Source organism: Viridibacillus sp. KH_047 (assembly GCF_057838945.1).
On the sequence record NZ_CM174479.1, the window covers coordinates 70,023 to 90,971 of the forward strand.

A 20,949-nucleotide genomic window follows, 5' to 3' on the forward strand; every position below is an offset into this window, starting at 1 on the left:
AAGGCCTTTTTCTGTATACGAATGAAAAGAAATATGAAATAGATAGACTATTTACTCGTAAAATATAGATAGGGCAAATAGGTTCATTATATTTTTTTGGAAGGAAGGAGGGCTTCATTTGGAGATATTACGTAAATTGTTCTCTCAAGATATGCATATAACAAAATTATTGGAAGATTTGCAGCAAGATAATGGTCCTCAGTTAATTACAGGCCTTTCTGGGAGTGCGCGTCCAGCTTTTTTAGATACGATTTATGGGGCGATAGAAAAACCAGTGTATATCATCTCGCCAAATCTATTGCAGGCGCAGAAAATGTATGATGATTTAGTGAAGTTAATGGGCGAGGAACTTGTGCATTATTATCCAGCTGATGAATTTATCGCAGCTGATATGTCGATAGCAAGTCCTGAGTTAAGAGCGCAAAGAATTGAAACAATTGACCATATGTTACATGAACAAAAAGGGATTTACATTATTCCAGTAGCAGGTCTACGTAAAATGATGTCTCCAAAAGAGCAGTGGCTTGATTTACGTCTTCAAACGGCAATCGGTGACGATGTCGATGTAGAAGCTTGGTTGAATCAGCTTATTGTTATGGGCTATACACGTGGGCAGATGGTGACAACACCTGGAGAATTTGCCTTACGTGGTGGTATCTTAGATATTTATCCACCTTATATGGAAGTACCAGTGCGTATTGAATTGTTCGATACAGAAGTAGATTCCATACGAACATTTTCAGCTGATGATCAGCGTTCAATAGATAAACTACAAGAGGTACGTATTTTGCCTGCGACAGAATTCGTTTTAACGCAAGCAGATAGAGTAATACTGGCTGAAAAACTAGAGAATGCATTGGCAGAAAGCTTACGTAAAGTGAAGGCGCAAGATGTTAAAGAAGCACTCTATCAAAATATCCAAGCTGATATTGAAATGCTAAAGCAAGGTAATTTACCTGATTACGCCAATAAGTATGGCTCGCTTTTATATGATAAGCCATCTTATTTAGGTAATTATTTTGCTCAAAATGCTCTCGTTGTATTTGATGAATTAGGCAGAGTACAAGAAGTAATGGATGCGTGGGAGAAAGAAGAGAAAGAATGGTTCTTAAGCCTTCTAGAGGAAGGGAAAATGGTGCATGCCGTGAAACCTTCATATTCACTAAAAGAAATTTTAGCGATGCTAAAACAACCGAAACTATTCTTTGCTCTATTTACGCGTGCATTTTCTGGTGTGCAGTTTAAGAAAACTACAAGTTTCTCGTGCAAACCAATGCAACATTTCCATGCGCAAATACCTCTATTGAAAAATGAGATGGAGCGATGGGAGCAAGGGAAATTTACGGTGCTCTTTGTGGCGGAAGGTAAAGATCGTCTACGAAAAATGCAAACAGTGCTGGATGATTACGATATTCATATACAGCTCGGGGAACCGAATGGAGCGGGTGTTTATGCAATTGAAGGTGCATTGACAGCTGGCTTTGAACTTCCATTGCAGCGTTTAGCGATTGTTACGGAAGAGGAGCTATTTAAACAAAAGCAAAAAAAGAAATCGCGCCCTCAAAAAATGACAAATGCTGAGCGTATAAAAAGTTATACCGAAATCAAGCCTGGAGATTACGTCGTTCATATTCACCACGGTATTGGGAAATATATCGGTATCGAAACTTTAGAAGTAAAAGGATCACATAAAGATTATTTACACATTCGTTATCGAGCGGATGATAAATTATTCGTACCAGTTGATCAAATTGATTTAATCCAGAAATACGTTGCTTCTGAAGACCGTGAACCGAAGCTACATAAGCTAGGCGGAGCAGAGTGGAAACGTGCGAAAAGTAAAGTGTCATCTGCAGTACAAGATATTGCTGATGATTTAATCAAACTATATGCAAAACGCGAAGCTGAAAAAGGTTTTGCCTTTACTCCGGATGGCGATGAACAACGCACCTTTGAAGCGGCGTTTCCATATGAGGAAACAGAAGATCAATTACGTTCTATTCGTGAAGTTAAACATGATATGGAACGCGAGCGTCCAATGGATCGACTTGTTTGTGGTGATGTTGGTTATGGTAAAACTGAGGTTGCTATTCGTGCAGCCTTTAAAGCAATTATGGACGGTAAGCAAGTAGCTTTCCTTGTACCGACAACCATTTTAGCTCAGCAACATTATGAAACGATGGTAGAACGTTTCCAAGAGCAGGCAGTTTCTATTGGTCTACTTAGCCGCTTCCGTACAAAAAAACAGCAAGCAGAAACACTAAAAGGATTAAAAAACGGCACGATAGATGTTGTTGTCGGTACCCATCGTCTCTTATCTAAAGATGTGGTGTATCGTGACTTAGGATTACTCGTAGTCGATGAAGAACAACGATTTGGTGTGACGCATAAAGAAAAGATCAAACAATTAAAAACGAACGTTGATGTATTAACATTAACAGCAACTCCAATACCTCGTACATTACATATGTCGATGGTTGGTGTACGTGATTTATCTGTTATCGAAACACCACCTGCAAATCGCTTCCCAGTTCAAACGTATGTCATGGAGCATAGTGGTGCGCTTGTGCGTGAGGCTATTGAGCGTGAAATGTCACGCGGTGGGCAGACGTTCTATTTATATAATCGTGTTGAAGATATGGCGAAAAAGGTGCAAGAGATTCAAGAGCTCGTACCTGAAGCGCGTGTCGGATTTGCACATGGCCAAATGACTGAGTCTGAGCTAGAATCTGTTATTCTTGGATTTTTGGACGGAGATTATGATGTGTTAGTCACGACAACAATTATTGAAACAGGTATTGATATTCCAAATGTGAATACATTAATTGTACACAATGCGGATCGCATGGGTTTATCACAGCTTTATCAATTACGGGGGCGTGTTGGGCGTTCAAACCGAGTAGCCTATGCCTATTTCATGTATCAACGTGATAAAGTACTGACAGAGGTAGCAGAGCAACGTTTGCAAGCAATTAAAGAATTTACTGAACTTGGTTCTGGATTTAAAATTGCCATGCGTGATTTATCAATTCGGGGTGCAGGGAATTTACTTGGCTCTCAACAACATGGCTTTATCGATTCTGTCGGATTTGACTTGTACTCACAAATGCTTGAAGAAGCAATAGAAGAACGACGTAGTGGTACGAAAAAAGAAAACATACCTGAAATTGAAATAATTTTACCGTATGACGCATACATTCCAGATCAATATATTCCAGATGGCTATCAAAAAATTCAAATGTATAAACGTGTAAAAGCGATGGAAAATGAAGATGACTATCTTGAAATCATTGATGAATTGCAAGATCGATTTGGTGATATACCTTTTGAAACCGAGCGTCTATTACGTATTGCGCGAATGAAAGTTTGGGCGAAAGAAGCAGGAGTCACTTCAATTAAGGAAATGAATAAAGTAATTACTATTCAAATTTCAGAGCAGGGTACAGCGAATATAGATGGCGCAAAAGTTGTCTCAGAATCATTGCAGTTCGGGCGGGCTGTGGGCTTCCGGATGGATGGGCAACAGCTATTACTTACAATAGATGAGCGCAAAACGGATAAACAATTACCATTTGATATTTTAGAATCTATTATGAAACTTTTGCCGACTGCAAAAAGGGAAGAATCTGCACCCGTTGCTGAGTAATACCCTTTTTGCATAGATTGCCCATTTGTGAACCATACTAGGACAAGTATAACTATATTTTGTCGAAAGTGAGGCAACACGAATGAAAGCAACTGGCATTGTACGACGTATTGATGATTTAGGGCGCGTCGTTATCCCAAAAGAAATAAGAAGGACTTTACGCATTCGTGAAGGCGACCCGTTAGAAATTTTCACGGATCGCGAAGGGGAAGTTATTTTAAAGAAATATTCACCTATTAGCGAATTGAGTGACTTCGCAACTTCGTATGTTGAAACGTTATATGAAACGCTTGGTACGGCTGCATTAATTAGCGATCGAGATGAAATGATCGCTGTAGCAGGTGTATCGAAAAAGGATTATGTTAATAGACAGCTCTCATCATTTGCTGAAGAAAGTATTATGCAACGATCCATTCTTGTAGAGAAGCATGAAAGTTCTGTAGAGTTAGTTCCAGGTCAAGTCGAGCAAATAAAATCTTACTGTGTGGCACCGATTATCGTGTCAGGTGACCCAATTGGCGCTGTTTATATATTGTCAAAGGTGCACTTTATTGGTGACTCAGAGCAAAAAGTAGCTGAAACAGCTGCTCACTTTCTTGCCAAGCAAATGCTTGATTAACATGAAAAAAGTCTTCCTCGCAATTTTAGCGAGGGAGACTTTTTTATTTAATCGTTTTAATATTAGAAGGATGTACATTTGTTGAAAAATTAAGCAACTTCATTAAATCATCGGTATTTGCTTGATTATGAATAGGTGCTTGTTTCGCAGTATCTCCCCGCATTTCGGAAATTAATATTTTAGTACCATCTTCTTTGACGAGATACTGACGTACATAACCATTTTCTTTTTCAGTTATAACTCGATCTTTTTTAGATTTTGATTTTAATGCAGCATAGATATATGAACTTTGTAGTATATGTGGCTGATTAAATTTCGCTGCGTTATGAAATGTTTTGATATTCGTGACATTCATCTTCAAAGTAATCCCTCCTCTATACTCTTTTATTTAAGGATTTTATCGGATTCTTTTACTGAAATTGAACTAAAAGTCACTTATTTATAATCCATTACTATATAAAGAAGTAGTTTTCTAATAAGTATAGTCCTTTGGATACACGTAAACCTGTTTTTTTATGGTTATGCATCAATATGCTATACTGATGACATTTAGATTATTATGGATTTTAGTGAACGATGTATAGGAATGAGGATTTGAAATGCCTGAGAAATGGGGAATGAAGGTATATGTGAAGGGCGTGGTGTTATTAACGCTTGCCGCTCTTTTTGTCAAAATACTGAGCATGTTGTACCGAGTCCCTTTTCAAAATTTAGTTGGGGACCAGGGATTTTATATTTATCAACAAGTGTATCCATTTGTAGCGATTTTCGTTGTTTGGACCTCGAGTGGTTTTGCTGTCGCGATTTCTAAGATTCTTGCTGAAGCTGAAGATCGTGATGAAGGAGTATGGCGTGGCGAATTATTACGAGTGGTATTTTATTATTTAAGTATTTTATCCATCCTTTTCTTCGTAATTTTGTTTGGTGGTGCTGATCTATTCGCAAAATGGATGGGCGATCCGGAATTGGCTTCACTTTTACGTACAGGGGCGTTTGTTACGCTATGTATGCCAGCAATTGCTGTTTATAAAGGGTTCTTCCAAGCGCGTGGTATGATGACGCCAGTTGCCTATGCACAAGTAGTGGAACAAACTGTACGCGTCCTTGTCATCTTAGGTGGCACATGGCTTGTTATGACGACAACCTCTTCCCTTTATCAAGCTGGACAAATGGCTATGGCAGGCACTGTTGTTGGTGAACTGGCAGGTATTATTTTATTGTGGATCTATTATAAAAAGTTTAAGCAGAGGGACAAAATAGTCGTAAGGAAAAAGATAGCTATCTTTCCTGTATTAAAGGAATTGACAGTTTTAAGTATTACGGTCAGTATGAGTGGACTTTTACTATTGTTTTTTCAACTAGTTGATTCATTTACTGTTTTTGAAACCCTTACGAAAAGTGGAGTACCAACCATAGAGGCAATGGAAACGAAGGGAATTTACGATAGAGGGCAGCCACTTGTGCAAGTAGGGCTTGTCATTGCGACATCGCTATCCCTTGCGATTGTCCCTCTTGTTGCTCATACATCAAAAAAGGACAATGGGCGAAGAACGGAACGGTTTATTCAACTGACCTATCGCACAGCCTTGCTATTTGGCTTTGCTGCGACGCTTGGTTTAATGCTTGTTATGCCTTATGTAAATGAGATGCTATTTGAAACACGTGAATTATCTAACGTACTGATAGTATTTGTGGCGCAAATTATATGGCTGTCGATTATTTTAACATTAACAGCTATGCTTCAAGGGTTAGGGAAATTAAAAATACCGACTTTAATATTAATAGTAGGCTTTATAGTGAAAGTCATTTGTAATGAGTTGTTTATTATAAGATGGGGTATCATAGGCGCGGTGTATGCCAGTAATTTAGGCTTAATATGTTCAGCTATTGGGTTGATCTATTATTTTAAAAAAATTAGACCAATTCGCTTCGCACCTTTACGTTTTTATATATGTACGGGATTTGCTTCAGTCGTCATGATAGCTTTTGTGGTGTTTTGGAGTTATTTTGCTGGGCAGTGGCTCTTTGCTTCGTTACCTTCACGATTGAATGCAGCATTGACTGGTAGCTCAGCAGCGTTGATAGGAGCCTTTGTCTTTTTGACAATCATTGCGAAATATGGAGTTCTAACGAGTAGGGATTGGTTTTTACTACCGTTTGGACGCAGAATGGCCAGTTATCAATTATGGCTTCAAAGAAAGAAATAAGGATAGGTGAAAATTATGCATCAATTAACAATAATCGGTCTCGGAGCTAGTGATTTTGAACAATTACAAATAGGTGTTTATCGCAAGCTACAGCAGGCAAAGAAAATATATGTACGTACGATGGACCACCCAGTATTAAATGAGTTAGCAACTGAAGGAATCGAATTTGAAAGCTTTGATCATGTTTATGAAAAGCACGATGATTTCCGACCAGTGTATGAAGAAATTGTAGCAACGCTTTTAAGTTACGTGGAGAAAGAAGACATAATGTACGCAGTACCTGGACATCCACTCGTAGCAGAGTTAACTGTTCAACTTTTAATCGAAGCTGAAAAAGAAGGGAAAGTAAAACTGAACATTGAGGGCGGTCAAAGTTTCCTAGATCCAATTTTTGGCGCATTACGTATCGACCCAATCGATGGCTTCCAACTGGTAGATGGAACAACTTTCTCAGCACATGAAGTGAATATGAAGCAACATCTATTAATTGCACAAGTATATGATACTTTCAGTGCTTCAGAAGTAAAACTGACTTTGATGGAAAAATACCGCGAGGATTATCCAGTTACAATCGTTACTGCAGCAGGCTCGCAAGGCGAAAAATTACGTACAGTTCCTTTATACGAATTGGACCGTGCAGCGGAAATTGATAACTTAACAACTGTCTACGTACCCCCAGTAACAAATCGCGATGAAGCTCTTCGTGAATGGTCAACTTTCCGTGAGATTATCTCAACATTGCGTGGTCCTAATGGTTGCCCTTGGGATCAACAGCAAACGCACGACAGTTTGAAGAGATATATGCTAGAGGAAGTGCATGAGTTCTTACAAACGATCGATGAGCAAGATGATGAGCATATGATTGAAGAACTTGGGGATGTTCTACTACAAGTATTTTTACATGCACAAATCGGTGAAGATGAAGGATTCTTCAACCTTGAAGATATATTAGAAGCTGTAAGCACAAAGATGATTCGTCGTCATCCTCACGTATTTAGTGATGTTACTGTAGATAGTGTGGAAGAAGTAAATGCCAACTGGGAAAAAATCAAAAGTGAAGAAAATGCCAATTGTGAGATGCCGGAACCTTTATTAAAAGGTGAGTACCGAGCAACATCTTCACTACAAACGTCTTATAATTATCAAAGAAGAGCTGCAAAAGTTGGATTTCAGTGGCCTACAACAGAAGGCGTGTGGGAAAAATTCTCCGAGGAATGGCAGGAATTCCGAGCTGAAGTAACGAATGGAACGAATGAAACACGTCTCGATGAATTTGGCGATGTGCTATTTACGTTAGTGAATATCGCGCGTGTATATAAAATTTCAGCTGAGGATGCCATGCTCCACGCTAACCGAAAATTTGCTAGTCGCTTTGGGCATGTTGAAGCTCAAGTAATGGCTGGTAAAAAAGATTTTAAAGCTTATACATTTGAAGAGCTAGATGCCTTTTGGAACGAGGCAAAAGTACAAGGAGGGAATAAAATATGAGATTAGATAAATTTTTGAAAGTATCGCGTTTGATTAAACGTCGTACATTAGCAAAAGAGGTTGCTGATCAAGGCCGTATTACAATTAACGGTAAGGTAGTGAAGGCAAGTACTGCTGTAAAAGCAGGTGATGAACTCGCAATTCGCTTCGGTCAAAAAGTTGTAACAGCACGTGTTGAAGAATTGAAAGATACAGTGAAAAAAGAAGACGCTGCAAGAATGTTTACGATTATAAAAGAAGAAAAATTAGAGAAGGTTGAACCGCAATTTATCGATGATGAGAACTAGCTGGTTTTGAAAGTAGATGTTGCTTATAGTGAAACCGTATTTTAAGCATTGATCTATATTGTGTTTGAATGATTTTATATGAGGTTGCCCTGAAAATTAGGATTCGCTAAATTTTAGGGCACCCTTTTTAATTAGACAACTCCAAAGCTAATCCCCCAAAGTATCTCTGGCCAGTAAACATGATAGGGTAGAAGTTGCAAATTATTAAGGAATAAGAATTTCTTATATAAGTGTCCATAGAAATGAGCAGATATATGGAGTAATGCACTTTTAAAGGGATTTCTTCTATCTATATGAAGAGTGAATGTTGTAAGAGCTAACGTTAAAATAGTAAAGAAATGCTAGCAAATCAATTAGAAAAAACTATCTATAAACAAATTTCTAAATGGAAATTAGCAGTTTTATCATAAAGGGTTTGTCCGCAGCATATAGTTTAAAGACAGGACAAGGGAGGGGAATCATTGACGTTACAGCCGGATAATGCAACGTACACAATTCCAACAGGGGATCATTTGCTAACGGTCAGAAATCGCAAACGAATGGATGTCACTTCGGTGAAATCAATCGAGCGCTTTGATCAAGAAGAGTTTTTAGTGCACACTTCGCAAGGACATTTACTCATCAGAGGTGAGGAATTACGTATTGTCCATTTGGATGTAGACAAAGGTTTATTGACACTTGAGGGAACAGTGAAGACGCTACAGTATGATGACGAAGACAACGGCTTGTCTAAAAGCTTCCTTCATAAAATATTTGGATGACCGTAACAGCGCAATTTCTCAGCCTTCTCGTCATGATTGCTAGTGGAATTGTAGGAGCAGCATGTATAGATCTAGTACGTACGATTAAATATTATGCACCCCCGCGGTCATTCAGAAGAAAAGGCTATATAGCGTTAGAGTTGATAACTTGGCTTATACTCGGTATAGCTAGTTTTTATTTACTATTTAAAGTGCGAGCTGGTGAATGGCGTATTGTTGATCCAATAGCGCAGCTCGCAGGTTTTTATTGTTACCAGTTATACTTCCAATCGGTATTTCGTTTTGGAGGTCGTCTAATATACATCATTTTACTTAGACCAATATGGTTGATTTTTAATTTTTTCTTTTCTGTCATAAGATGGATAATCCGCGCCCTAATGCGTGTTGTAAGGCTCCTGCTGTTACCATTTATGCCATTGGTTAAAAAAACTAAACAGTTAAGACTTAAAAAAACAAGGTAAATTCGTTATAATGGAGAATACACATACAATAATAACTAAGAAGCTAGAAGAATTATTAATTAGGGAGGGATAACGAGGATGAATAATCGTAACAAAAAAGCTAGTGGGGAAAATTCAGTTGCTGCCATTCGTCGAGAATACATCGAGTCCATGGAACGGCAGGAAAAGAAAAAAAGAGCTATGAAAATACGTCTTTATCGAAGACTGGCGCTTTTCGCAATCGCGTTTGTTCTCGTTATGGGGTCCCTAATATTTACATTAATAAATCAAAAGAAGACGCTCGCTAATAAAGAACAACAAAAAATCGAGCTAACCCAAAAACTTTCAGACGCCCAGGACCAACAAGAGGAATTGGAAATTCAAATTTCGAAGCTAAATGACGATAACTATATCGCCAAACTAGCACGTAAAGAACTTTTCCTTTCTGAAAAAGGTGAAATCATTTTCTCGATTCCAGAAAATACTGAAAAAGATGAGAAAAATGGGGATTCGAAAGAGTAGTCTTATTGACACTCTTTTTTTGTTGGATATAATTAGAAGTGGGAATCTAACCGAGTTTTAAGATTCATCATAAATTGATTACATGGCTTACAAAGTCGCTTTATTTATTAAGGAGGAGCATTTTTTTTATGTCAATTGAAGTAGGCAGCAAGGTACAAGGTAAGGTAACAGGTATCACAAATTTTGGAGCATTCGTAGAGCTGCTAAATGGCTCAACAGGTCTGGTGCACATTAGTGAGGTTGCGGACAATTATGTAAAAGACATCAACGAACATTTGAAAGTTGGAGAAATGGTTGAGGTTAAAGTAATGAATGTCGAAGCGGATGGCAAAATTGGTTTGTCTATTCGTAAAGCAAAGCCTCAAGCAGAACGACCAGAGCGTCCTCAACGCCCACGTCATAATAACCGTTCAAATGATCGTAATGACAATCGTCATCAACCGAAAGAAAATTTTGAACAAAAAATGGCTCGTTTCTTAAAAGACAGTGAAGATCGCCTTGCAACATTAAAACGTGCCACAGAATCTAAACGTGGTGGCCGCGGCGCAAGAAGAGGGTAACTTGCTAGCTATTTTAATCGTAGAAAAAGTGTGAAATAGATTTTTGAGCAATCCAAGTACGTTTTGGATTGCTTTTTTATTGTTTATACCTGACGAATTGTACTATTAAATGCAATACAAACAAACTATAATTCGCCTATAACGACACCTCTGTAGATGATTTGCCACTTAAATTTATATACCGTACTTATTTTGACAAACAAAAAAGCAACTCTCTCATGATGGGAAAGTTGCTTTTTATGATGACCCCTACGGGATTCGAACCCGTGTTACCGCCGTGAAAGGGCGGTGTCTTAACCGCTTGACCAAGGGGCCAAAAAAATATTGGCACAGATGGCCTAGATGAAAAAATATGGCGGCAGAGGGGATCGAACCCCCGACCTCACGGGTATGAACCGTACGCTCTAGCCAGCTGAGCTACGCCGCCGTTTTAAACAACATAATAAATAATACAAGATAAAGTATGTAAGTGTCAAGCTGTTTTGAAAATATTTTCTTAAAAAAAGCAATTTCTCGTCGAAAAGTTTTTTTTTGTGAAAACACAAAAAGACAAACTTTATGGAATATTCAGTCTATAATGATGGCAATGTTCAGGAGGAGGTTGTTTTATGAAGATGTGGCATGAAGGAATAGCTCAAAATCAAGCAATTAAGAATACATGGGCAAGTGTAGCTAAGGGAAAATATCGAATATGGCTATCTGTTTTGTTTTTATTTTGTTCCTTTTACTTATCTCAGGCCGTGTTATTTGAAGCAACGGTACCATTCTTCCTACCGATTGCAGCAATTGCATTTACTAGATATCCAAGGTGGATGAGTTGGACATTAGTAGGGGGATTGTGCGGAAGTCTTACATTAGGTTTCGGGCAAACAACAATTCATATATTAGAATTGTTGTTTTTATTACTCCTTTTAAAAACCCCTTTTAAACGATTGCCACTTCCTGTAATAGTCGGGTTTAGTATTTTGATGGTTCAAATAGTTTGGCAATATATTTCGTATAGTGGGCATCCTCCAATTCTTGTATGGCTATACGTCGGATATGAAGGTGCGCTAGCTATCTTCATGACGCTCTTTTTGGGTCTCATTTTCTTACCGATGCATCAGTTAATGACGGCCAAATGGTCTTTTGAGCGACTCGGCGCAGCATTGATCGTAGGTGCTGTGGTATTAACGGCTATGGATGGTGTCGTACTTAACTTCTTATCAGTATCGCGTATTGCCATGCATTTACTCATACTTGTATCTGCATTAGTTGGTGGTGTCACATTAGCAACAGCTGTTGCAGTGCTAACCGGTATGATACTTAGTTTATCTCAATTATCTTTTAGTGGAATGATGGCAGTTTACGCGGTAACGGGATTATTTGCAGGCGTTTGTAAAAATATCGGTAAGTTTTGGATTGCAACAGGAGGTATAATAGCTAGCGTCTTTTTTGCATTGTATGATGCGACACTGCCGCTTGATTACACATTCTTTATGTCTATTGCATTTGCTACCCTGTTATTTTTTATCTTCCCACAGAAATGGGTACTGTATTGGCAAAATCAACTATATCCAAACAGGGACGAAGTGCTTTTAGAAAGGCAGAAGTGGTTAACGGAAAGACTCAATACAAAGCTTGTAGATTTTCATCATTTCGTAGATTTTATGAAAGAGCTTGTACATGATCGTTTTGGGAATGTGAATAGACATGTAGCGGAAGAGAGGCAAGAGCAACCGCTTGCAATTTGCCAATCCTGTTTTAAGTATGATAAATGTTGGAGCAATAGTAAAAGTGAGATGCCAGATCTAACGCAGAGATGGCTGGATGCAAGTGCTACTGCGAATGCAGCGACGAGACTACAGCTTGATGAGAAAATTCGTTATAAATGTGTGAAGTCCGGGCCGTTTTTGTCAGCGCTTGAGGAGAAGGTTTCGAAAAAGCAACTTAGTGGTCAGTTTTACCACGGGCGTAAGATGATTGCCTTGCAATTGAGGGATATGTGTCAACATATCGATATGGTGATGAATGATATGACGGGAGAGGCAGTGTCTTTTCAACATAAAGAGGACGAACTATCAGAAGAGCTAAAGCTTGCTGGTATCGAACATTTTCAAGTAGATATTTTATCAAATGAGGCAGGGAATCGAAAAATTGTTTGTTGTTTACCAGAGAAAAAGGCTATGTGGGAAACAGATCAAACATTAGCAGAACGCTTAGTACTACCTATTCTACAAAGTGTGTTTAATGAGCCGTTTGAAATCGCACGAACGGCTATGAAGGACAGTCCGTATCCACATTTACAGATGACCTTCCAATCATCAGTTCGTTTCCATATGTCTTATGATGTATATACGTCTTCGAAGCAGAATACGATTTACTCTGGTGATTCACACGCCGTTTTTCCACTTCATCAAGGGCTTACGGCCGTTATGTTATCAGATGGAATGGGACATAGTAAAAAGGCGCATCAGGAGAGCAGACGTCTCATTCGATTAATGCGAGAATGTATGCACCATCAAATGGCACCCGAAACAGCGATGCATACATTGCATTATGTCATGTCTTTGAAAAATGATAGCGATATGTACGCGACAATGGATTTTGCGCTTGTTGATTTACAAGTCGGAACCTTATGGTCTTGGAAAGCAGGGAGTATGGCAACTTATTTAGTGCGAGGGGAAAAGTGTATTCGACTAGAGAGTAAGAGTGAGCCAGTAGGGTTTTTGACATCTTTTTCAGTAGAAGCAGATCAAGTATCGCTAAAAGCAGGAGATATTATTTTCATGTGTACAGATGGTCTGTTCTTTGAAAATAAGCCTTGGGAAGAGCAGGAAAGTAAACTAATTCGTCATTTACGCGAGCTAGAGAATTGTCCAGCTGAGGATATGTGTGCATCTGTTATACGTGCATTTCGAGGTCCGGATGTACCAAATGATGATTGTACACTCGTCGCAATCCGCATTGAACATAAAATATCGAATTGGTCTTTATTTAAACCATCTTCAGCGGCTATTTCTGAGCAAAGAATGGTAAGATAGTGAATGAGGTGAGAAGATGGAACAACTCGAACAAAAAGCTTATCAATACATGAAGCAGTATCATTTATGTAATGAAGGTGACCGTCTTCTCGTAGCTTGTTCGGGGGGTGCTGATTCAATGGCACTTCTGCATTTTTTGTCTAAAGAGAAGGACCGACTGGGTGTCTCTGTTGCAGCGATTCATGTGAATCATATGTTGCGTGGGGAAGATGCTGAAGGGGATCGTCGATTTGTTGAAGCTTTTTGCACAGAGCATGACATTCCTGTTTATGCTATTGATATACCTATTCCTGAAATTTTACAACGTGAGAAAGGGAATCTACAGGCTATATGCCGTAGAGAGCGTTATAGTTATTTCGAGAAAATCATGTTAGAAAGTTCAAGTACGCATCTTGTTGTTGCGCATCATGCAGATGATCAAGTAGAAAGTGTCATTATGGCGCTTACAAGAGGCTCAAGCGCTTCTGGTCTTACTGGTATTAAAAGAGTGCGTCCATTTGCAAACGGGCATCTAATACGTCCATTTCTATCTGTAACAAAGAATGACATTCATACTTATTTACAACAAAACGAACAGGCTTATCGAGAAGATTCTAGTAACAAAAAGGATTCTTATACACGTAATCGAATTCGCCATCATGTTGTGCCGTTATTAGAAGGTGAAAATCCACGTGTTGCTGATGCAGTTCGTCAGTATAGCGAAAGGGCACAAGCTGATGAAGATTTATTGCAAAGTTTAGCGCAAGATGCTTTTCATGAAGTTGTGGCTAAAATAAATGAAGATTCATGGAGAATTTGCATAAAAGCATTCCAAAATAAGCCACTCGCTTTACAAAGAAGAATCATTCTACTACTATTAAAATATCTATATAAAGATACAATCATTGTACAAAGTTATACTCTGTGGAACTCAATCCTCGAACAGACTTCATCAACGGCTGGAAATGCAATTTTGCATTTACCAAAAGGTGTTGTAGCAATTCGTCAATATGATGAGCTAATTATCAAGAAAAAACAAATTTTAAGTGTAGAAAAGTCGCCTTTAATGGTTACGCTTAATACATGGACAAATTTGACGAACAATTTGCGTGTATACATAGGAAAGCTATCTGATGAAAGGCCATCTGATACTACCCCGTCCGCAAAGACGTATTTTTTTCAAATTGGGCTGCTGTCATTGCCGTTATATGTCCGAACGAGAATGAATGGAGACCGCATCAATTTACTTGGCTTGAATCAACATAAGCGCATATCTCGTATTTTTATTGACGAGAAGGTACCAATGGCGCTTAGAGATGAATGGCCGGTTATTGTTACGCAAGAAGATGAGGTCATTGCACTTCCTGGTCTTCGTATAGGTAATTGTTTTTCTTATAGCGAACGTTCTACTGATGATGCATTCTTCATCGTAGATCAACAAACTTTGTAGTGTCTATATACAATCAAGGAGGAACTAAGATGCTTCAAAAAGACATCGAAAAAGTATTAATTTCAGAGGAAGATTTACAAGTTAAAATTCGTGAGATTGGAGAATCCTTAACGGAGGAATATCAAGAGAAGTTTCCTTTAATGATTGGTGTACTAAAAGGTGCGATGCCGTTTATGGCTGATTTAATGAAACGAATCGATACTTACGTTGAAGTAGATTTTATGGATGTAACTAGCTACGGTAATGCAACTGTATCTTCTGGTGAAGTGAAAATTGTCAAAGACTTAAACACAAGTGTTGAAGGTCGCGATATTTTAATCGTAGAAGATATTATTGATAGTGGTTTAACGCTAAGCTATTTAGTAGACCTTTTCAAATATCGCAAAGCAAAATCAATTAAAATCGTTACATTATTAGACAAACCAACTGGTCGCAAAGTAGACCTAAAAGCTGACTTTGTAGGTTTTGATGTACCAGATGCATTTGTTGTAGGATATGGATTAGACTACGCAGAAAAATACCGTAACTTACCATACATTGGGGTGTTAAAGAAAGAAGTTTATTCATTTTAATAACAATGTTAAAATTTTGACAATTTTACATTGAAACTTCTTTTTGCAAATGCTTTTCGTTGTACGCCTTAATGTTCATATGTTAAGATTTACTATAGTTTTTCTGTTTACCTTGTGAGGAGGCTGGGGATGAATCGAATATTTCGATACACCATATTATATTTATTAATTTTCCTCGTGATCATCGGGATTTTTGGTACGTTTAATAACTCGAACCAACCGACGAAAGAAATACAGTATCACGAGTTTATAACAGCACTAGATAAAGGCAAAGTAACCCGTGCGGAGTTACAGCCTGACAAATTGGTTTATGTCGTTAAAGGTGAATTAGAGGGTTACAAAAAAGGTGAATCTTTCGTAACGAATGTACCTCGTGATAACCAAGCAGTAATGGATAAAATTGATGCTGCGGCAAAAAACAACTCGAAAATCAACTTTTTACCTGCTCCTGAAACGAGCGGATGGATTCAGTTCTTTACTGGAATTATTCCATTCATCATCATCTTTATCCTGTTCTTCTTCTTATTGAATCAGGCACAAGGTGGCGGTAATCGTGTAATGAGCTTCGGGAAAAGTAAAGCTAAGCTGTATGACGATCAGAAGAAAAAAGTTCGTTTTACAGATGTAGCTGGCGCCGACGAAGAAAAACAAGAACTTGTAGAAGTAGTGGATTTCTTAAAAGATCCTACTAAGTTCAATGATATTGGAGCGCGTATTCCAAAAGGGATTCTACTTGTAGGACCTCCTGGTACGGGTAAAACTTTACTAGCACGTGCGGTAGCCGGTGAAGCTGGTGTACCATTCTTCTCTATTAGTGGTTCTGACTTCGTTGAAATGTTTGTTGGTGTGGGGGCTTCACGTGTTCGTGATTTATTCGAAAACGCGAAGAAAAACGCACCATGTATCATATTCATCGATGAAATTGATGCGGTTGGTCGTCAACGTGGCGCAGGCTTAGGTGGCGGTCATGATGAACGCGAACAAACATTAAACCAATTACTTGTTGAAATGGATGGTTTCGGTGAAAACGAAGGTATTATTATCGTCGCTGCAACGAACCGCCCAGACATTCTAGATCCTGCATTATTACGTCCAGGTCGTTTTGACCGTCAAATTACAGTTGGGCGCCCAGATGTAAAAGGTCGTGAAGCGGTTCTTAAAGTACACGCTCGTAAAAAACCTTTAGATGAATCAGTGGATTTAAAAGCAATTGCTCAACGTACACCGGGATTCTCTGGTGCAGATTTAGAAAACTTATTAAACGAAGCCGCACTTGTTGCTGCTCGTACGAATAAGAAGAAAATCGACATGGGAGATATTGATGAAGCAACAGACCGTGTAATTGCTGGTGTTGCTAAAACGAGTCGTGTCATTTCACAAAAAGAACGTAATATTGTTGCATACCATGAAGCAGGACACGTTGTTATTGGATTAATATTAGATGAAGCTGAAAAAGTTCATAAAGTAACAATTGTACCTCGTGGTCAAGCTGGCGGTTACGCTGTAATGCTTCCAAAAGAAGATCGTTACTTCATGACTAAACCGGAGCTTCTTGATAAAGTAGCAGGTTTACTTGGTGGACGTGTAGCTGAGGATATCGTCTTTGGTGAAGCTTCAACAGGTGCTCATAATGACTTCCAACGCGTAACGAGTATTATTCGCTCAATGGTTACTGAATACGGTATGAGTGATAAACTTGGTCAATTGCAATTTGGTTCAAGCCAAGGGGGCAACGTCTTCTTAGGTCGAGATATCAATTCTGAACAAAACTACTCAGATAAAATTGCTTACGAAATTGATCAAGAGATGCAAAGCATGGTAAAAGAGCAATATGACCGTACAAAACGTATTCTTACTGAAAATCGTGATCTTCTAAATTTAATTGCTACAACTTTACTTGAAGTTGAAACATTAGATGCAGAACAGATTCAACATCTAAAAGACCACGGAACATTGCCAGACAGACCTTATAACCAAAGTAATGGTAAAAAAGCTGATCTAGTACTTGAAAGTAACGAATCTAAAAATGTAACTTTAGTTAAAGAAGAAAAGCTTGATGTATTTGGAACTGCTGATCCAACATCAAGTGACCTACCTACTGAAAAGCAGGATGGAACATCAAATGATGGTATTCAAGAAGAACGAAAATAATAGCTATTAAATTAGAAGCTGATTGACCTTTGCACTCGCATAAGGCAATCAGCTTCTTTTATTAGTCCTATATATGGTATGATTCTTTCAGAAAACTGTATGTAAGTGAGGCTAGGTTCGATGATTTTAGTAATGGATACTGGGAATACGAATATTTCCCTTGGTATATTTAATGATGACAAACTTATGCATCATTGGCGTATGGAGACTGACCCGCATAAGACAGAAGATGAATATGCAATGCAGGTTAAATCATTGTTCACACATGTGGATTTATCTTTTACTGATATAGATGGTATTATTATTTCTTCAGTAGTGCCTCCGATAATGTTTTCATTAGAGGCAATGTGTCGTAAGTATTTTTCGCTAGAGCCTTTGATTGTTGGGCCTGGTGTGAAAACAGGTCTGAATATCAAATATGAAAATCCGAGAGAAGTTGGTGCTGATCGTATCGTGAATGCTGTAGCTGCACTTCATGAGTATGTATCGCCATTGATTATTGTAGATTTCGGTACGGCAACAACCTATTGTTATTTGAATGATAAAGGTGACTATATGGGTGGGGCAATTGCGCCAGGTATTAATATTTCAACAGAAGCGTTATTTGCGCGTGCTTCTAAATTGCCGCGTGTTGAAATTATGCGACCGGGTAATGTTATTGGAAAGAATACGGTCTCTGCTATGCAATCCGGTATCGTTTATGGTTATGTTGGACAAGTAGAAGGCATCGTTAGTCGAATGAAGATGCAGAGTAAGAAGGAACCACTTGTAATTGCAACTGGTGGACTTGCTTCGCTGATTGCGAAAGAATCAACAATTATCGATATTGTTGATCCGTTTTTAACTTTAAAGGGATTGCGTATAATATATAAGAGAAATCAATAAGAAAAGAGGAATATTAGAGTGGGAGATTATTTAGTAAGAGGATTAGGATTTAATAATAGTGTACGTGCATTTGCGGTGAGTACAACTGAAACGGTTGGGGAAGCGCAACGTCGTCATGATACTTGGCCTACAACTTCTGCGGCACTTGGTCGTACAATGACTGCATCAGTGATGATGGGTGCTATGTTAAAAGGTGAAGATAAAATCACTGTTAAAGTTGAAGGTAATGGACCAATTGGTTCGATGATCGTAGATGCGAATGCAAATGGTGAAGTTCGTGGTTATGTTACAAATCCGCATGTAGAATTTGAATTGAACCCACAAGGAAAACTAGATGTTCGCCGTGCTGTTGGTACTGAGGGTGCATTAACAGTTGTGAAAGACTTAGGTTTACGTGATTTCTTCTCTGGACAAGTGCCGATTGTTTCTGGGGAAATTGCAGAAGATTTCACATATTATTTTGCTACTTCTGAACAGGTACCTTCATCAGTAGGTCTTGGTGTGTTAGTAAATACAGATGATTCTATTCTGGCGGCTGGTGGATTTATCATACAACTATTACCTGGTGTAGATGATGAAACGATTACGCAAATTGAAAATCAATTATCGAAAATCGAACCGGTTTCTAAAATGATTCAAAAAGGGTTCACTCCTGAAGAAATCTTAAAAGCCGTGTTAGGTGAAGATAATGTTCAAATGCTAGATACATTACCGGTGAAATTTGAATGTAACTGTTCAAAAGAGCGTTTTGGTGCGGCGATCATTAGTTTAGGCGAAAAAGAAATTCGTGATATGATCGAAGAAGATGGAAAAGCAGAAGCGCATTGTCACTTCTGTCAAGAAAAGTACCAATACTCAAAAGAAGAATTAGAAGGATTTATAACAGAAATTAATTCTTAAAAAGTTAGTAAATCTATTCTGATGAATGTGATTTAAGTTGGTCTGTATCTAAATTGCCTACAATATTTATATTGTGAAGACATAAAAAATACTGATCTCTAGACTACTCTACACTTAGTAAGTGTGGAGTAGTCTTTTTTTATTTTACAAATGTTAATGAATATATCCTTCTACTAGGAATAATCTTTTGGTTCTATTGTGTGGAATATGTCGCTTAGGAAAATTTTTTACATTTGTAGTAGAGTAAGTAATTTTTCATTTGACAAACGTAATCAATAGGTTGTAAAATTAAGATAATTTAAAACCTATAAAATTACTAGGAATTAGGAGTGAGTAAAAGATGAGTAGATTAGTTAATTCAGTAACAGATTTAATTGGTAAAACGCCGATCGTGAAATTGAATAATGTTACAGGACCGAATGATGGTAATGTTTACGTAAAACTAGAATACTTTAATCCGGGCAGTAGTGTTAAGGATCGTATTGCTTTAGCGATGATTGAAGCTGCTGAAAAAGCTGGTAAGTTAAAAGAGGGAAGCACATTAATTGAGCCGACAAGTGGTAATACTGGTATTGGTCTTGCAATGGTAGCAGCTGCTAAGGGATATAAAGCGGTGTTAGTAATGCCTGATACAATGAGTATGGAACGTCGCAATTTACTACGTGCTTACGGAGCAGATCTTGTTTTAACACCTGGCGCTGAAGGGATGAAAGGTGCAATTGCAAAGGCAAATGAGCTTTCTGAACAAAACGGCTGGTTTGTTCCTCAACAATTTGAAAACCCTTCAAACGCTGAAGTTCACCGTTTAACAACTGGTCCAGAAATAGTTGAAGCATTTGATGGCTTAAATCTCGATGCATTTATTGCTGGTGTTGGTACTGGTGGTACAATTACAGGTGTAGGAGAAGTATTAAAAGAAAAATATCCTGAAATTGAAATTATTGCAGTAGAACCAAAAGATTCTCAAGTTCTAGCTGGGGCACAACCGGGACCTCATAAAATTCAAGGGATCGGAGCAGGTTTTGTTCCAAAAGTGTTGAATACAGAAATCTATACTTCGATCTTCCCAGTGGAAAATGACGCTGCATTTGATACAGCGCGTAAAATTGCTAAAGAAGAAGGTGTATTAGGTGGAATTTCATCTGGTGCAGCTATTTTCGCAGCAATCGAAACAGCAAAACGTCTTGGTAAAGGTAAAAATGTTTTAGCGATTCTTCCATCGAATGGAGAAAGATATTTAAGTACGCCTCTTTATCACTTTGACGACTAATTCAACTTCATTAAATTCTAAGCGGGGCATATATGTGCTCCGTTTTTTTTATTTTTGTCTATATTTTCTCTAGAACTTTGCTCTCTGACTTTCATTTTCATATACTGTTAGATGTTGGTGCAATTTTTAAAACAAAATTTGTGGAATTAAAATATAAATTTAATTAATTGGAGGAAGAGTTCTTGAGCT

17 protein-coding genes and 2 tRNA genes are annotated in these 20,949 nt (G+C 38.1%); 16 read left to right on the forward strand and 3 right to left on the reverse strand.

The annotated features are described in order from the left end of the window. Window positions 1-118: 118 nt before the first annotated feature. Both mfd and spoVT read left to right on the forward strand, forming a co-directional pair. Window positions 119-3,646, forward strand: a complete 3,528-nt coding sequence (mfd, locus tag AC3IS5_RS00355) for a transcription-repair coupling factor (RefSeq protein ID WP_489426105.1) — start codon at window positions 119-121, stop codon at window positions 3,644-3,646. 82 nt (window positions 3,647-3,728) lie between these two features. Beyond that, complete coding sequence (gene spoVT / locus AC3IS5_RS00360; protein ID WP_038179271.1) at window positions 3,729-4,265, forward strand: stage V sporulation protein T; 537 nt, start codon at window positions 3,729-3,731, stop codon at window positions 4,263-4,265. Window positions 4,266-4,308: 43 nt separating this feature from the next. Here spoVT and AC3IS5_RS00365 read toward each other — a convergent pair whose 3' ends face one another. Further along, window positions 4,309-4,626, reverse strand: a complete 318-nt coding sequence (locus tag AC3IS5_RS00365) for a hypothetical protein (protein ID WP_489426106.1) — start codon at window positions 4,624-4,626, stop codon at window positions 4,309-4,311. A gap of 238 nt (window positions 4,627-4,864) precedes the next feature. Here AC3IS5_RS00365 and AC3IS5_RS00370 point away from each other — a divergent pair, with 238 nt between their 5' ends. The 7 genes from AC3IS5_RS00370 to AC3IS5_RS00400 all read left to right on the forward strand — a co-directional run bounded on the left by AC3IS5_RS00370 (window position 4,865) and on the right by AC3IS5_RS00400 (window position 10,530). After that, window positions 4,865-6,472 carry a putative polysaccharide biosynthesis protein gene (locus AC3IS5_RS00370; RefSeq protein WP_489426107.1) on the forward strand — a complete coding sequence of 536 codons (1,608 nt, stop codon included), beginning with the start codon at window positions 4,865-4,867 and terminating at the stop codon, window positions 6,470-6,472. A gap of 15 nt (window positions 6,473-6,487) precedes the next feature. After that, window positions 6,488-7,960, forward strand: coding sequence for a bifunctional methyltransferase/pyrophosphohydrolase YabN (gene yabN, locus AC3IS5_RS00375; RefSeq protein ID WP_489426108.1), 1,473 nt, complete (start codon window positions 6,488-6,490; stop codon window positions 7,958-7,960). After that, entirely contained in the window at window positions 7,957-8,247 is a 291-nt protein-coding gene (locus AC3IS5_RS00380) for an RNA-binding S4 domain-containing protein (protein WP_489426109.1), read from the forward strand. The genes yabN and AC3IS5_RS00380 overlap by 4 nt, the downstream gene beginning before the upstream one ends. Window positions 8,248-8,708: 461 nt before the next feature. Continuing rightward, the gene (gene yabP, locus AC3IS5_RS00385) at window positions 8,709-9,008 is read left to right on the forward strand and encodes a sporulation protein YabP (RefSeq protein WP_038179281.1); all 300 of its coding nucleotides are present in this window, start codon (window positions 8,709-8,711) and stop codon (window positions 9,006-9,008) included. Window positions 9,009-9,040: 32 nt separating this feature from the next. After that, window positions 9,041-9,469 carry a spore cortex biosynthesis protein YabQ gene (yabQ, locus tag AC3IS5_RS00390; RefSeq protein ID WP_489427787.1) on the forward strand — a complete coding sequence of 143 codons (429 nt, stop codon included), beginning with the start codon at window positions 9,041-9,043 and terminating at the stop codon, window positions 9,467-9,469. Window positions 9,470-9,547: 78 nt separating this feature from the next. Further along, window positions 9,548-9,970, forward strand: coding sequence for an FtsB family cell division protein (locus AC3IS5_RS00395; protein ID WP_489426110.1), 423 nt, complete (start codon window positions 9,548-9,550; stop codon window positions 9,968-9,970). Window positions 9,971-10,098: 128 nt separating this feature from the next. Further along, window positions 10,099-10,530 (forward strand): S1 domain-containing RNA-binding protein, encoded by a 432-nt coding sequence (locus tag AC3IS5_RS00400; RefSeq protein WP_489426111.1) that lies wholly within the window; start codon window positions 10,099-10,101, stop codon window positions 10,528-10,530. A gap of 243 nt (window positions 10,531-10,773) precedes the next feature. Here AC3IS5_RS00400 and AC3IS5_RS00405 read toward each other — a convergent pair. Both AC3IS5_RS00405 and AC3IS5_RS00410 read right to left on the reverse strand, forming a co-directional pair. Beyond that, window positions 10,774-10,845: transfer RNA gene (locus AC3IS5_RS00405), tRNA-Glu, on the reverse strand. Between the two features lie 38 nt (window positions 10,846-10,883). After that, window positions 10,884-10,957: transfer RNA gene (locus AC3IS5_RS00410), tRNA-Met, on the reverse strand. Between the two features lie 181 nt (window positions 10,958-11,138). Between AC3IS5_RS00410 and AC3IS5_RS00415 the strand changes: the two genes are divergently transcribed. The 7 genes from AC3IS5_RS00415 to cysK all read left to right on the forward strand — a co-directional run bounded on the left by AC3IS5_RS00415 (window position 11,139) and on the right by cysK (window position 20,760). Beyond that, window positions 11,139-13,553 carry a SpoIIE family protein phosphatase gene (locus AC3IS5_RS00415; protein ID WP_489426112.1) on the forward strand — a complete coding sequence of 805 codons (2,415 nt, stop codon included), beginning with the start codon at window positions 11,139-11,141 and terminating at the stop codon, window positions 13,551-13,553. A 16-nt stretch (window positions 13,554-13,569) separates the two neighbouring features. Then, window positions 13,570-14,982 (forward strand): tRNA lysidine(34) synthetase TilS, encoded by a 1,413-nt coding sequence (tilS, locus tag AC3IS5_RS00420; protein WP_489426113.1) that lies wholly within the window; start codon window positions 13,570-13,572, stop codon window positions 14,980-14,982. Window positions 14,983-15,011: 29 nt separating this feature from the next. Then, a complete protein-coding gene (gene hpt / locus AC3IS5_RS00425) occupies window positions 15,012-15,554 on the forward strand; it encodes a hypoxanthine phosphoribosyltransferase (protein ID WP_489426114.1) in 543 nt (180 codons plus the stop codon). A 129-nt stretch (window positions 15,555-15,683) separates the two neighbouring features. Further along, window positions 15,684-17,705, forward strand: a complete 2,022-nt coding sequence (gene ftsH / locus AC3IS5_RS00430; RefSeq protein WP_489426115.1) for an ATP-dependent zinc metalloprotease FtsH — start codon at window positions 15,684-15,686, stop codon at window positions 17,703-17,705. A gap of 120 nt (window positions 17,706-17,825) precedes the next feature. Next, the gene (locus AC3IS5_RS00435; protein WP_489426116.1) at window positions 17,826-18,590 is read left to right on the forward strand and encodes a type III pantothenate kinase; all 765 of its coding nucleotides are present in this window, start codon (window positions 17,826-17,828) and stop codon (window positions 18,588-18,590) included. 18 nt (window positions 18,591-18,608) lie between these two features. Continuing rightward, window positions 18,609-19,490, forward strand: a complete 882-nt coding sequence (hslO, locus tag AC3IS5_RS00440) for an Hsp33 family molecular chaperone HslO (RefSeq protein ID WP_489426117.1) — start codon at window positions 18,609-18,611, stop codon at window positions 19,488-19,490. A gap of 340 nt (window positions 19,491-19,830) precedes the next feature. Continuing rightward, entirely contained in the window at window positions 19,831-20,760 is a 930-nt protein-coding gene (gene cysK, locus AC3IS5_RS00445; RefSeq protein ID WP_427729359.1) for a cysteine synthase A, read from the forward strand. Window positions 20,761-20,949: the final 189 nt, after the last annotated feature.

Excerpts from the sequence above, each read along its gene's own strand:
- AC3IS5_RS00380 (WP_489426109.1), top strand. The coding sequence starts at position 7,957 with ATGAGATTAGATAAATTTTTGAAAGTATCGCGTTTGATTAAACGTCGT.
- cysK (WP_427729359.1), top strand. The coding sequence starts at position 19,831 with ATGAGTAGATTAGTTAATTCAGTAACAGATTTAATTGGTAAAACGCCG.
- tilS (WP_489426113.1), top strand. The coding sequence starts at position 13,570 with ATGGAACAACTCGAACAAAAAGCTTATCAATACATGAAGCAGTATCAT.
- AC3IS5_RS00370 (WP_489426107.1), top strand. The coding sequence starts at position 4,865 with ATGCCTGAGAAATGGGGAATGAAGGTATATGTGAAGGGCGTGGTGTTA.
- AC3IS5_RS00415 (WP_489426112.1), top strand. The coding sequence starts at position 11,139 with ATGAAGATGTGGCATGAAGGAATAGCTCAAAATCAAGCAATTAAGAAT.
- AC3IS5_RS00435 (WP_489426116.1), top strand. The coding sequence starts at position 17,826 with ATGATTTTAGTAATGGATACTGGGAATACGAATATTTCCCTTGGTATA.
- AC3IS5_RS00395 (WP_489426110.1), top strand. The coding sequence starts at position 9,548 with ATGAATAATCGTAACAAAAAAGCTAGTGGGGAAAATTCAGTTGCTGCC.
- hpt (WP_489426114.1), top strand. The coding sequence starts at position 15,012 with ATGCTTCAAAAAGACATCGAAAAAGTATTAATTTCAGAGGAAGATTTA.
- yabN (WP_489426108.1), top strand. The coding sequence starts at position 6,488 with ATGCATCAATTAACAATAATCGGTCTCGGAGCTAGTGATTTTGAACAA.
- spoVT (WP_038179271.1), top strand. The coding sequence starts at position 3,729 with ATGAAAGCAACTGGCATTGTACGACGTATTGATGATTTAGGGCGCGTC.
- ftsH (WP_489426115.1), top strand. The coding sequence starts at position 15,684 with ATGAATCGAATATTTCGATACACCATATTATATTTATTAATTTTCCTC.
- AC3IS5_RS00400 (WP_489426111.1), top strand. The coding sequence starts at position 10,099 with ATGTCAATTGAAGTAGGCAGCAAGGTACAAGGTAAGGTAACAGGTATC.
- yabQ (WP_489427787.1), top strand. The coding sequence starts at position 9,041 with ATGATTGCTAGTGGAATTGTAGGAGCAGCATGTATAGATCTAGTACGT.